Raw genomic sequence first — 13,368 nt, forward strand, 5'->3', positions numbered from 1 at the left:
TCCCCCTTATAGTTTAATCAAGAATTCTTCCTTGTAATAATATTTTTTCAAAGAATTCATCATATCCTTAAATTCACTTACCTTCTGCTCCATCTTCGAAATATCCAAATCTTCCAGTCCACGCATACACCCTTCTGCCGCAGAAAGAACTATATCAAGCAATATCTTTACATCACTTGGATTTTTAAATTTATCATAATCGATAATCTTTAATATCTCCTCTTCCCCAGTTTGCAGCATTATTTTTTTCCTTTTATCTAGCTCAAGCTTTATCTCTTCAAAGCTTTCATAATACGCTTTTGTGACAAACTTATACAAATATGGATAGTCATTAATCATTTTCATTCTACGCTCCACAGTTTTATTGATTAGTTGAAAAAAATCATTTATTTTCTTATTAACACTCTCTTCCTTCTGTTCATCAAGAAAGTTAATTGCGGTATTAAATAAAAATAAGTAGTATTCCTTTTTGTCTTTAAAATAATAAAACAATAACGACTTGGAGATATCGGCTTCACTAGCAATTGCATTCATTGAAGCTTTCTTATACGGATATAATGCGAATAGCTTGTATCCAGAATTGAGCAAATTTTTTTGTTTATATGATGGTAACTGAAAATATGATTGATTCATAGTATTCTCCTTTATAGACCAAAACGGTCAGTAGATTAATTTTATTTTAAACCTACTGACCGTTTTTTAGAAGACCTAAAATTTAATATTCAATAAATTTGTAAACTAACTATAAATACCTGCTACTCATTTATCGAAATTTTGCTACTACTTGCTGTTGCCCATGCTGGGCGCACAATAACAAAACCCTCAACAACAACTTGTTGAGGGTTTCATTGGTGGAGGTGAAACATGTCATCCCAAATCCACGATTGCTAATTAGTTTACAAAAAAACTTAGATACTATTTATTTTTACTCTACTTCAATTCTAACTGTGAACTTATCTCTAATTATTTTCTAACGTAGTATAACCATTCCACTATCTAAGTTGTAACCCATTTTCATTAAGATAATTAATAAAAAGCTCTTTTACCTTAGTAATCTCTTCAATTTGTAAAGTTCTATTACTATCACCAATAATCATTCTAATAGTAGTACTCTTCATGTTATCTGGAACATTTTTTCCTGAATAAGTGTCTATATAATTAATTTGTATTATTAATGGGTGGATGAATCTATTCACTAGGGATTCTATATCATCATAAAGCGTATTCATTGGAGTTAAAATACTGAAATCAAGATAAGTTTCAGGATATTTGGAAATTGCTTCATATTTAATTAGATTTTTTTCTACAGTACTAAGAAGCTGCAAATTAATGTCTATTACCTTTATAGTATGCTTGCTGCTGAATAATTTCAGTGTAGAGGACGGTATAGAATATACATATCCTAATTTCACATCTTTATAGTTTATGCTAAGGCAATGCTCCTTATAGTCATCCTTTATTTGAATATACTTTCCATCAATATTTTTCGCAGTTTTTAATAAATAGCTGCTAATTCCCTTTGTATAGCGATATAATTGTTCCTCATCTTTGCTGCTGTAAATTGCAGCTGTCAAATGCTTAGGTTGAGCTAATTTACCATCATCCATTTTGAATACTCTTCCTATTTCAAAGATTTTAATTTCCTCGAAGCTTTTTCTATTGTCATAAATTATTTTGAGTAAATTAGGCAGTATATCGCTTCTAAGGCTTTCATACTGCTTTACTCCAGAATTCACTATCTTCAAGGTATTTTTATATTCATAGCCAAGTCTCTTAAGCCAATTGTTATCGTACCATGAGTAGGAGTGAATCTCGTTGAAGTCAAATTTTTTCACTAATATATCATTCAATAAATACTCCATGTCCTTTATAGGATTTTTTATACCAGCAGTTACTTCTGCTTTATTAGGACTGCCTTTTATATTATCATAGCCATACACTCTAAGAATTTCTTCTATTATATCTGCTTTGCAGGTTATATCCTTTGTTGCCCTGAAGGTGGGCACTTTTATATAATATACATTCTCTTTCTCTTCTATCTCAAACTCCAAACTCTTTAGTATATTCATCACAACAGTCTTATCAATGTTGTTTCCTAAATAAGTTTCTATATATTTATGGTCAATGCTAATATCTATAGACTTTACTTGATTAATAACATTATCGTACAGCGATGTTTCTACTTCTATTTCAGGCTGATACTTCTGAAGCAGTTTCAAGAATCTCCCAATGGCAACAATAGTAATTGCAGTATCTAAGAACTTTTCATATCTCACGCTTGCATCTGTTCTAATACCTAAGGATGAGGCAGTTTTTCTTACAGCTACCCCATCAAAAGTAGCAGATTCAAGGATTATTCCTTCTGTATTTTCACATACCTCTGATTCATATCCTCCTATTATGCCTGCTATGGCTAAAGGCTTATCCTCACAGCATATCATTAATGTATCTTTAGGAATATCTCTTTGTGAATTATCTAAAGTATCGAACTGTATTGACTGCTTTAAGCTAGCTGCTCTAATAGAATGGATATCTCTACTATTAAAAGTATGAAGAGGTTGACCTATATCAAGCATAACATAGTTTGCAATATCTACTATAATATTAATTGGTCTAATGCCGCAGTTACTTAATCTATCAGCAATAAGCTCTGGCGATTTATTTGCCTTCACATTACCAATTTTAATTGCAGAATATCTCAAAACCTTTTCTTTATCTTCAATATCGACCTCTAAAGTCTTTTTTACTACTGTCTCTTAGCTGCTCTTCCTTTATATAATCTATACTTTTTAATTTTCTACCTGTGATTGCTGAAATTTCTCTTGCTATTCCATAATGGCACCATAAATCTGGCCTATTGGTTAAAGATTTATTATCTATTTCAATTATCACGTCATTCTCTATATAATTTACTTCTTCTATCTCTGCAGTAGTGATTGTGAATTTACTTACAAGCCAATCAACATCTATATCTTTTATTTCCACATAATCATTTATCCAATCTAATGATATCTTCATTTTTCTTACCCCCATTACTTATTTAAATTGCCTCATAATTTTCAAATTGCCAGAGTTGAAAACTCTGATATCTGGTACTCCGTATTTCATCATTGCAAGTCTTGTAAGTCCAAGACCAAATGCAAAGCCTGTGTATTTTTCGCTGTCAATGCCACCATACTTTAATACATTTGGATGAACCATTCCACATGGCAGTAATTCTACCCATCCAGAATGTTTGCAGGTAGGACATCCTTTTCCTCCGCAAATTTCACATTTTATATCAAGTTCAAAGCCTGGCTCTACAAACGGGAAATATCCTGGTCTAAGTCTCACCGTAATCTGCTTTTCAAATATTTTACTTAACATTGTTTCCATAGTATAAATGAGGTTTGCCACAGATATTCCCTCATCTATTACAATACCTTCAAGCTGGAAGAATGTATTTTCATGGGACGCATCAATATCTTCATTTCTGAAGCATCTTCCAGGAATAATAGCCTTGATTGGAGGAGAATACTGCTCCATTATATGCTGCTGTCCTGCTGAAGTCTGAGTCCTTAATACCATACCATTTTCTAGCCAATAGGTATCCTGCATATCTCTAGCTGGATGATATTTAGGAATATTTAAAGCTTCAAAGTTGTAGTAGTCTGTTTCAACCTCATTGGTATCAGCTATGATGAAACCCATTCCCTTAAAAATTTCTTCAATATCCCTTTGAACAATTGTTATTGGATGATAAGTTCCCTCCTCAAATTCCATGCCAGGGAGGGTTATATCAAATTTATTTTCCATGCTGCTGTTTTCAAGGTCAGTTTTTAGTTCTGATATTCTTTCTGTAATGTAGTTTTTAAGCTTATTTCCTTCAACACCTATAGCCTTTCTTTCTTCAATACTAAAGCTGCTTAGTGACTTTAATATATTTGTTAATTCTCCATTCTTACCTAAAAATCTTATTCTCAATGATTCCAGCTCTTCCATAATTTTAACTTCTTCAAAAGCTCTCACTACCACTTCTTTTAATTGGTTAATTGACTCTGCCATTTTAATCCTCTCCTTTTAACTTTTTGAAAATTAAAAAACCCCTCATCCTAAAAAGGACGAGAGGTTAAACTCACGCTGTACCACCTTATTTATCAATCATATTTGATATTCTAATACTGTTTACAGAACACCTAATACAATTGACATCTCAAACAGATACGGGAATGAAATCCGATATCCTCTTTCTTATAACGGTGAAAGCTCCGTTTTACCTAATAAAATTTCAGCTTAAAACTCCAGAGGGAACTTCAAAGTAACTTCCACTGCAGGTTTCTCAGCATCCCCTACTCTCTGTAAGCTTTAGATAAATTTACTTTCCTCTATCATCGTCATATCAATATTCATTTTCAAATATATTAACATAATAATATTTTAAAGTCAATATTTTTTTAAAATTCTGATTAATTTGCATCAATTACTAAATTGTATATGTTAAACTCATAATGTTTATAATGATTAAATTTATTGCTGGAACTCCCCTCATCATTCAAAAAACACAACCGACTGTAAGCAGCTTTTTAAGCCACCTACATGCGGTCGAGGGTTTCACTGGTGGAGGCGAACCTTATTTAACTCCTATACAAAAATTCCAAGTCATTTAAGGTATGGTTCTGCATAAAGTTCTTTAAAAAAATCTACGTGATTTATGGTAAGGTTCATCTGGAGTTTCTCAAATCATGTTATGTATCATAATTTTGGATGACATCAGTGATTTATAATTAACTACCAATTTTAGTAAAAACCTCATTCACTTATGGTACGGTTCATCTTATCGAAAGTAATCATTCTAACTTGTGTGTAACATATACCCCAATTTTACCTTTATCAAATTATATTGTTAAATAAAATGAATACTTTGACCCCCTCTGAAAGAACTTCATCTAACATTTCATTCCCCACAGTTACACAAAACTAATGTTGGGATATCTGATTTTTACTAGTATTCCCGTCGTTGATATCCGATAATATTATTCTAGCTGATAATTGACTAGTACGTCTTCTCCTACAATTATTCATTTGTAAATTCAATCTACTAATTTATTGATAAACAATTTCATGTCGCTTTCAAAAATAGATAACCCCTGAAACCCGCATGAACACAACAACTAGTTTTATAGTTAAATATATCCATAGTTAAATAGGTTCATATTTTTATATTTAAATAGTTCTCTATATCCATATTTATATTTAAAACTAGGCAAGGATATTTTTTTCATTTTAATATCTCACATGACTTATAAGCAATGCGGAATAAAAGAAGACTGCGAAGTAATCCAATGTTAGTTTATGCTTATTCGTTAAGCAAATATTGTTCCGCTATTTTCGCTACATTCGTGTGCCAATTTTCTGTGCCGTCAATACGAATTACTGGACACACAAGAGTTTCTCCCCATTGCTCTATTCTTGATAGAGAACGAGAGGCTGCAAAATCAACAAATTTCAAGTGCTGCTCATACATACCTTCAACATGTTTTATTTTAAAAGAATGTTCTAAGTTGTGTAATTCAGGACCATGCTCTTTACAATTGAAAACGGTATAGCCCTTGAACCTCTGAAACCATCCTAAAATTACATATCCTGTTTCAAGTTCCATAATAAAATATGGGTCATCTTTAATATTTTTTTACTTATCACACATTTTACAACTCATTCTAAAATCTCCTACATAAAATATTAATTATCTTCAGTTCGCACTTTCCTACATTTTTTCATTTGCAAACATAGTTTTATATACTTATTGTAGCACAATTACAATAAAATGTATGTATAGAACAATTACACTCTGAATATAATTCATTGACTTGTTTTTTAATACATTATCATTTAAACAAATTCTAAATGATCTTGCAGTACCATTAGAATTTAACCATACTGCACTATACTCACCATTCCAGGTGTCAGCAACAATTTAATTATAAATTTGCTGTTGATGACCACTCCATGCATCAGAAATATAAACTGGAGGAATTTATATGAAGCTATTAAAAATAATAGTTATAACATTCTTATCATTATCTCTTCTTCTTGGTTACTCATATACTTCGTCAAAAAATCAATTGCCAGATTCTATACTAAAAGAAGATTCCAATGCAGATTTTTTTATAATGAATTCTATAGTTTTTATTAATGCCGAAAATATAGATTGGATAGAAAAGATTGAATTAAAGAAAGGTGATTTACTAGGAAAAATAACTAAAACTAATGTAAAGAGCAACTTTAAAAATTGGAATGCAACTCAATTAAAAAAAGGGACTCTTATTTATCAAGTAATTGAGCAAGATAATATAGTTTTAGTTGAATTAGAAAATAAATTTATACCCTATCTTAAATACGTAGAAGGTTAAGATCTATTATTCCTTAATTTGAGTTATATAAAAAAACAACAACAGATAGTTGTTGTTTTATATGTTTAACTAATATTTTCTACAGTGTTTAGGATACCCTCTATCCATTGATATGACTTAATTAAAAATTTTAACCATTACTTTTCCACAGTGAATTATTAATATTACCTTAATATTGTAATAGTAATTATAACATATTACTGTCTACTTTGTAATTTATTTATTAGTGCTATTGGATCTATTATAGTACCAAATTCATAGGTTCCATTTTCATCAGTAACACTTGTAATCTTGCCAGTTTCTCTTGCAATTGATGTAAACTCTTTAAATGTAATTTGAGAATCTACTTGACATGCTAATGCGTATAATCCAGCTACATAAGGAACAATCCAACTACCTCCTCCGATAGGTGTGTAAAGGTAATCTGAGGTTCCAATACTTGATGCTACTGTTCGTTGATCCATTGGAACTAATAATCTTCCTGTATCAAATCTACCATTATATAATTTATAAGTCATATATGCTGGTCTTAAATCCTCTACAACATTTGGGTTTCCATACAAAGTTCTTCCCATACCAATATATTGATTCATAGGATTATCATCACCTAAAAACAAAATCTCTATTCCTTGATCTTTCGCTCTTTGCACTGAAAGTTTAAACTGTTCAATTTCATCAGAATTACCTACATATCCTAATGAAATTGAAACAACTCTAATTTTCTCGTTAGTATCAAGTGATTTATTTAACTCAACGATTCTATCAATATCTTTTGCTAAATATTCATAACCATGTAAGTTGTCTGCTGGATTAGCATTCTTTCCCCACATAGCATAATCATCTGAAATGTAATATAGTTTTGCTTCTGGTGCAACACCTATGTTTTTTCCAACTGCTAATGAAGCCACCCCTGGTCCATGCATCGATGCCATTTGATGTTTATTCTTACTATATGAGTGATATATAGCTAGCTGTTCTTTATATTCGTCATGGTCCACTAGTAATGCCTGATCTATTATTGCAATTCCAACTCCTTTACCTGTAATACCCTTTTTATGCAATTCCCTTATGTTCAATCCCGGGTCTTTTCCTAACTCTAACAACTTATTTGGATCAAGTCCATCAGGTAATTTGGAAGGCCAGGTAGTTTTCGTATCAAACTGAAAATACTTAAATAAGTTAGTTTTATCAGTTAGATTCTCATGTGTTAAGTCCATAGATGTAAGATCAATACTACCTATATCATTAATAGCCCATCTATCACTCTCGCTTTTATTTGAATTAATATTATAAGTTGCTTCTGCAGCATCTCTAGGTCTATCTGTTATTTCGCCATTCTTTAGTTTATCTGGATTACCACACCCATTTAGAATAAATAAACTGCCAATTGTTATCAAGTAGCAAATCACATTTTTGGATCTACACTTCAATTCCCTGCACCGCCTTTTTAGTTAATTCATATTTAATATAATCTAAGCGACAAATTCCTATTTATCTATGTCTTTTTTAATAATCTTTATTTCGCATATTCTCGCTCCAGCATACTAAAATAGAATTGGTCGACCCACTTACCTCCACATAGATACTCTTCCCTAAATACACCCTGCTTTGACATACCTGCTTTTTCCATTATTGATGCAGATTTTTTATTATCGCAATGGCACATACCTAATACCTTATGAGCTTTCAATTCATTAAATGCAAAGGATAGCAAAATCTGTACACTCTCTAAACAATATCCATTACCTTGAAACTCCGGCAAGATAACATATCCAATTTCCCAGCTCTTTCGTGAAGTAATACATTCCCATATATAAACTACTCCCATCTGTACCCCATCTGAACTGCGTTTAACTATAAAATCAAAAACATCATTTTCTTCAATTCGCTTAATAAACTTCTTTCGAATACGATTTTTGTCAGTCTCAACATGTTCCTCATAACACCATAATTCTTCATCACTTTCTTCATTACATATAAACTCCATATGTTCTTCAGTTACAGGTACAAGTTCTATAGATTTTCCTTTTAATAGATGTTGTATTTGTTTTTCTATATTTATATTTTCCATTCTTATCCCCCACTTTTTCATTTTCCTCTGCTAATCTAATTTCATATAACATAGATAACCCAGCTTTGTAATTTGTACTCCGCAATTTATACATAATTAGAATAGCTCATCTAATAAAATATAGTATTTTATTTTTGCATAATCAGGTTTTATTTCTAATTCTTCAAACAACATATCTGTATATCTTGAATCAAAATCCATTAATTCACGAACACATAATGCAATATCTTGATATAGATCGCCAACTCCTGCTCGTCCCATATCTATAAAGGATGTAATATCTTTACCATCTGTAAAGTAGTTGTTAAAACAATAGTCTCCATGTGTAAACACTAATTGTTCTACCGGCTTATTCCTTAGGAGATAATTAAATACATCCCTAGATGTTTCAAGGCCTTCCGTATATTTATTTCTATCCACTCTTCCTATCAAATTATGTTCAATCCTGTATTTTGCTTTTTCTAATTTTTCCTCTATTCTACTGTTAAAATTACATTCTGTGATATCAACACTCTGCAATTTCTTTATACCAATGGCTGCTAAATGAACTAATCTTTCTGGAGTTTTTCTATATGCTTCATCTTCTAGCATCTGACCTTTTGCATTCTCTATCAGCATATAAGAAATGTCATCTTCTATCACACGATAAATCAGTTTTGGTACTGATAGTTTTCCATACAACCACTGGTACATCTCATATTCTCTGATCACTTCATCATTAACTTTTTCTATCTTTAAATAATAAGATTTATCCATATCAAAGCACTTAATTACTTTTGCTTTCGACATACCTTCTTTATCTTCTTCAAAGTGCATACCTGCAAGTATTTTTTCTAGCTTATTCGGTAAATACATATATTTTCCCACCAATCCTTTTTCTATATAAATATCTAGCATTACATTTTTATTTAAATCTATTCTAGTGATCCTATGTTGTGTAAATAACCGTAATATAGGAATATTCTAATTAAGTCGTAATTGTATTATTATCAAGAGTAAGTTTTGAAAAAATGTGAAAAAAATAATTATTATAAACTATATTTCTATAGTATGTGATATTAGCAAAGTCCAGCAATTATTGCTGGACTTTATTTGAAAATTATAAACAAATGGTCTATTTACTTTTTTCCCCAATAAAAATATTTATTACTCCCACAGAAAATACTAAAACGCCAATTGTGATTATTGAATGTATAAAACCATTTAATAAAGTAGTATATTCACCAGATAGATTTTTATTAGCGTAGATTGTATTAATCATAAAATAACCTATAGGTGAACTAAATAATATTATTATAATCCCTGATAAAAAATATTTAAGTTGATTTTTCATAAAATATCCTCTCCTAACTCATTTTTTGAGGCAATTATAACTTATTTTATTATACCATAATTTACATTATTTTGTAACCGTTTGTAATTATCTATGTAATTAATTTTAATTTACTCTATAAGATATTTATTTTCTTCTTCCTTATAAATCTCTCTCAAATTAAAACCATATGGAACAACCTTAACGGTTCCCCTTCTAATCCAATCACTTATGTAATATTTGTTGCATCATATAGGAATGATGAACTAACTTTACTTAGGATTATGCTTAAAGTTCAGGATTGATATTAGTACGGTATAAAACAAATATATAAATAATGGTCAATTTAGAATATAATAGTATTATGTGAGTTAGTTGACTATTAAACTACTGGAAAATAAGAATTTGTAATGGAGATTAGATATATTTTGAGAGCTTAATTTTGAATTGGCATAAAGCAAATATTAGGTTAAATGTAAAATTTAATGAATACTTAAAAATGTGAGGTGAAGAAATCATGACAGATAAAAAAATTATAGTACAATTTACCATGCTGACATTTTGTATAGCCTATGTTGTATCAGGTGCTTTGATTATTCTTGGGCCGTTCGGATACTCGGTTTACAATTGGGTTCACTCGTTACAGCAATTCGTGATGAACATTCCTTTTGCAATCTATATTTTGTCACCCGCTATTGCTTCATATATCGTTCTGAAGAAGAATAACAAAATAGCAGATTTTAAGGAATGGTTGAAAACTGTTTTTTATTTTAAAAATAAAATTTTCCTCTATTTGTTCGTTGTTTCAGGGCTTGCACTGTATTTTTTGATTCATATTGCAGTTTCGGGCCATACGGAAATGGTGCTTCCGTTTTATACGTTCTTCCTTTCTCTACCTGGGGGACTTATTATCGGTGGTTTGGAAGAAGCTGGCTGGATGTACATATTGCAGCCTGAGCTTGACAAAGAATATGGCTTTGTTTTTTCTTCCATTTTTACAGGTATAATTTGGATTTTTTGGCATATTCCTCTCTTTTTTATTCCGGGGACTAATCATGGAGAGGGACTCATTAACTTTTGGATGTTTGCAGTTCAACTCATGGCATTTCGGTTTTTTAACGGAGCAATCTACAAAATATCAGGAAAAGGCTGTGTGTTTATGTGCGTATTATTCCATACCATGTTTAATGCAGCATCCCCCATCTTTGGCACCATGACTATGACTTGGTTAGGAACTGTTGTGGCAAATACTATGATTATTGTTGTTTCAATTATAACTGTTGTGATCTACAACAAAAGTGTAGTGTAATAGTACAACCCTGCATCCTTATTTAAATTTGTTCTTTAAAAATTGAATAGTACGGTGTTGGAAAATATGTTATAATATGGTCAAAGTAAGCGTGTTTAAATTAGTGGATAAAAAATAACAGGAGGTATTTTTATGGATTTTAGGATAATATCATTGCCACCATTCAAAGCAGCATCATCTGGGATAGATAAAGAATTTAACTTTTCCCCTGACGGTATTTTAGGAAAGTTCAATAAGTATTTTTCTGCAATTAATCTATCTGAACGAGATAGTTTTATGCCCAGAGATTTTTTATGTTTTGATGAAGAAAAACAAGGCCTAGTATGGTGGTGGGCATTGAGTGATGATATGGATGATGGCAGTAACGAAGTTGTTGATTTTGAAGGCGGGTACTATGTAACTTATTTCTTCAAAGATGGAGATGAAGAAACACGTGGTAAGTTATATAATCAAGCCTTGGAATATATTAGGAATTCTGATATTTTCGAACTGGATATCCGTCAAAATCATTATGGTATGGGACATATTATTACACCACCAGAGATTATAAAAGCACAAGGATGGGCACAAATGGAAGCGTTTATACCCATTAAATTAAAATCAACCTCCAACTTGTAATGAAAGTTACAGTGAAGTAATTGAAATGTAAAGCTGTAAAAGATATAAATAGCTCACTAAAAATAAAATCAAATATTTTATAAAAATACCGTACTATTCAAAACTGAATATACGGTATTTTTAGTTCGCAATATAATTAAAATCCAATTTATTATTTTATGAAAAATCAACAAATATTGAGTTTAATGGAAATGCGTATTTAAAAACACTAATCATATAATCTTTTTCTTGAAAATCTCCGCAATAATCAAATCCCGCTTTAGAATAATAGTTTTTTAATTTTATATTTCCAGCCCAACAGTCTAAATATAGTGTTTTTCTTAAATTTCTTGAAATCTTAAAGGCATAATTAATAATTTTGAGTCCTATATTTTTCCCTTGATACCCTGGTAATATTGCTATTCTGTAAAGATATAAATTATTGGGTTTGTTGATGTGAAGTACAGCATTAACATCCATGTCTTTTATAGAAAATGTTCCAACTATTAGCTTGTCTATTGTTATCATATAGATGTTTTTATTTTTTACGTCTATATTTATTTCTTCAACATCCCAAGGATATGTCCATTGATTAATACATTTTTCATGTAAGTCTAACGTTACTTTATTTAGTAACTCAACTATTATCCTTATATCATCTTCCTCTGCTAATCTAATTTCATATAACATTCTAATCCCTCTTTATATTTCATATATAGGTGCAGACCTCTTTGCTTTTATTGAATAATCATCAAGGTAATCTGGCAATCTTTCCTCTATACTACAGATCCTTCTTATTGAAAATTTAATATTAAATTTATATTTGATAAACTTTTGCATTTCCTAATAATGATATGTTTTCACCGTCAACAATTATTGCACTTTTCTGTTGTGTAGTATATACCATCTTACCATTTTCTATTATATATTTTTCAATACTTTTATTTTGTGAATCAGTATTTTTATAGTGTACTTCAACTGCAAAATTGTCTATACATCTTAGTCCTTTTTCATAAATAAACTCTGGATAATCTTTGTCTGGAGAAATATAATACTGTGAGCATTGCATCATAGCACCAGCACTCCATCCCATTATTATTCCACTATGATTTTCTACGGTATTAATCAATCCTAACTCCGATAGCCTACTCATTATTTTATCTGGGAATCCACCTGTAAAAAAAACTATATCCGCTGAATTAATTTTTGCTTTAGCACTTTCTGAATTGTCTGTAAAGTAATTAATCAATGTTATATTATTATCCTCTATCCCATAAGTGTAAAATGGAGCAGCTATATTCTTGTAATGCTCACCAGTTATTTTATTATAGGATTTTTCCCACTCAGCCTCATTTTTTATCCAATCCTCATGAAAAGCAAAAGGAATCACACAAATTTTGTATTCAGGTTTAATTATATTCTTTAATGTATTATATGCCCATGATTCATTAAAATCTAATCCATCTAATAAAATATTCATAATACTCCTCCTCAATGAAACTTTCGTTCTGTTAAGTTATATGAACATTGCACTTCTCAACCCTTGGAAATATAATAAGTTTACTTAAGACCAAATATCCCCCAAGAAAAGGAGAGAAGAACAATGAACAAAACAAATGTAAAATGCCCTCGCTGCCATTCTGATCAACTATATAAGTTCGGATTGGACAAGCAGGCTAATCAAAAATAT

At 30.6% G+C, this 13,368-nt stretch carries 15 protein-coding genes and 1 other annotated feature; of the genes, 4 read left to right on the forward strand and 11 right to left on the reverse strand.

The window, feature by feature from the left end:
• Positions 1–6: 6 nt before the first annotated feature.
• The 5 genes from IO99_RS06555 to IO99_RS19820 all read right to left on the reverse strand — a co-directional run bounded on the left by IO99_RS06555 (position 7) and on the right by IO99_RS19820 (position 5,638).
• Positions 7–633, reverse strand: a complete 627-nt coding sequence (locus tag IO99_RS06555) for a TetR/AcrR family transcriptional regulator (RefSeq protein WP_035131551.1) — start codon at positions 631–633, stop codon at positions 7–9.
• Between the two features lie 359 nt (positions 634–992).
• The gene (locus IO99_RS06560) at positions 993–2,702 is read right to left on the reverse strand and encodes a phenylalanine--tRNA ligase subunit beta (protein ID WP_035131553.1); all 1,710 of its coding nucleotides are present in this window, start codon (positions 2,700–2,702) and stop codon (positions 993–995) included.
• A gap of 16 nt (positions 2,703–2,718) precedes the next feature.
• A complete protein-coding gene (locus tag IO99_RS06565) occupies positions 2,719–3,018 on the reverse strand; it encodes a hypothetical protein (protein WP_035131555.1) in 300 nt (99 codons plus the stop codon).
• A gap of 18 nt (positions 3,019–3,036) precedes the next feature.
• Positions 3,037–4,044, reverse strand: a complete 1,008-nt coding sequence (gene pheS / locus IO99_RS06570; RefSeq protein ID WP_084178103.1) for a phenylalanine--tRNA ligase subunit alpha — start codon at positions 4,042–4,044, stop codon at positions 3,037–3,039.
• 49 nt (positions 4,045–4,093) lie between these two features.
• Positions 4,094–4,380: a binding site (T-box leader), on the reverse strand.
• A 955-nt stretch (positions 4,381–5,335) separates the two neighbouring features.
• The gene (locus IO99_RS19820) at positions 5,336–5,638 is read right to left on the reverse strand and encodes a P-loop NTPase family protein (RefSeq protein ID WP_242844098.1); all 303 of its coding nucleotides are present in this window, start codon (positions 5,636–5,638) and stop codon (positions 5,336–5,338) included.
• Positions 5,639–6,017: 379 nt separating this feature from the next.
• Here IO99_RS19820 and IO99_RS06580 point away from each other — a divergent pair, with 379 nt between their 5' ends.
• Positions 6,018–6,389: a hypothetical protein gene (locus IO99_RS06580; protein WP_035131560.1), complete on the forward strand. Its 372-nt coding sequence runs from the start codon at positions 6,018–6,020 to the stop codon at positions 6,387–6,389.
• A gap of 197 nt (positions 6,390–6,586) precedes the next feature.
• On the opposite strand, the gene IO99_RS18340 is transcribed toward IO99_RS06580, so the two are convergent.
• The 4 genes from IO99_RS18340 to IO99_RS06600 form a co-directional block, all read right to left on the reverse strand.
• Positions 6,587–7,819: a S8 family serine peptidase gene (locus tag IO99_RS18340; RefSeq protein ID WP_051823968.1), complete on the reverse strand. Its 1,233-nt coding sequence runs from the start codon at positions 7,817–7,819 to the stop codon at positions 6,587–6,589.
• A gap of 86 nt (positions 7,820–7,905) precedes the next feature.
• On the reverse strand, positions 7,906–8,460 hold the full coding sequence (locus tag IO99_RS06590) for a GNAT family N-acetyltransferase (RefSeq protein ID WP_051823969.1): 555 nt from the start codon (positions 8,458–8,460) through the stop codon (positions 7,906–7,908).
• A 96-nt stretch (positions 8,461–8,556) separates the two neighbouring features.
• A complete protein-coding gene (locus tag IO99_RS06595; RefSeq protein WP_051823970.1) occupies positions 8,557–9,315 on the reverse strand; it encodes an APH(3') family aminoglycoside O-phosphotransferase in 759 nt (252 codons plus the stop codon).
• A 259-nt stretch (positions 9,316–9,574) separates the two neighbouring features.
• Complete coding sequence (locus tag IO99_RS06600; RefSeq protein ID WP_035131562.1) at positions 9,575–9,793, reverse strand: hypothetical protein; 219 nt, start codon at positions 9,791–9,793, stop codon at positions 9,575–9,577.
• Positions 9,794–10,289: 496 nt separating this feature from the next.
• On the opposite strand from IO99_RS06600, the gene IO99_RS06605 reads away from it, so the two are divergent.
• Both IO99_RS06605 and IO99_RS06610 read left to right on the forward strand, forming a co-directional pair.
• Positions 10,290–11,081, forward strand: coding sequence for a CPBP family intramembrane glutamic endopeptidase (locus IO99_RS06605; RefSeq protein ID WP_035131564.1), 792 nt, complete (start codon positions 10,290–10,292; stop codon positions 11,079–11,081).
• A gap of 132 nt (positions 11,082–11,213) precedes the next feature.
• Positions 11,214–11,699, forward strand: coding sequence for a hypothetical protein (locus tag IO99_RS06610; RefSeq protein ID WP_035131566.1), 486 nt, complete (start codon positions 11,214–11,216; stop codon positions 11,697–11,699).
• 156 nt (positions 11,700–11,855) lie between these two features.
• On the opposite strand, the gene IO99_RS18345 is transcribed toward IO99_RS06610, so the two are convergent.
• Together IO99_RS18345 and IO99_RS06620 are read right to left on the reverse strand one after the other, a co-directional pair.
• Positions 11,856–12,368, reverse strand: coding sequence for a GNAT family N-acetyltransferase (locus IO99_RS18345; RefSeq protein WP_051823971.1), 513 nt, complete (start codon positions 12,366–12,368; stop codon positions 11,856–11,858).
• 127 nt (positions 12,369–12,495) lie between these two features.
• Positions 12,496–13,158: a Type 1 glutamine amidotransferase-like domain-containing protein gene (locus tag IO99_RS06620; protein WP_051823972.1), complete on the reverse strand. Its 663-nt coding sequence runs from the start codon at positions 13,156–13,158 to the stop codon at positions 12,496–12,498.
• A gap of 123 nt (positions 13,159–13,281) precedes the next feature.
• Here IO99_RS06620 and IO99_RS19735 point away from each other — a divergent pair.
• Positions 13,282–13,368: IS1 family transposase (locus IO99_RS19735; RefSeq protein WP_341349079.1), on the forward strand; the 87-nt coding region annotated here is incomplete at its 3' end.

It is taken from the genome of Clostridium sulfidigenes (assembly GCF_000732635.1).
Classification (GTDB): Bacteria; Bacillota; Clostridia; order Clostridiales; family Clostridiaceae; genus Clostridium_J; species Clostridium_J sulfidigenes.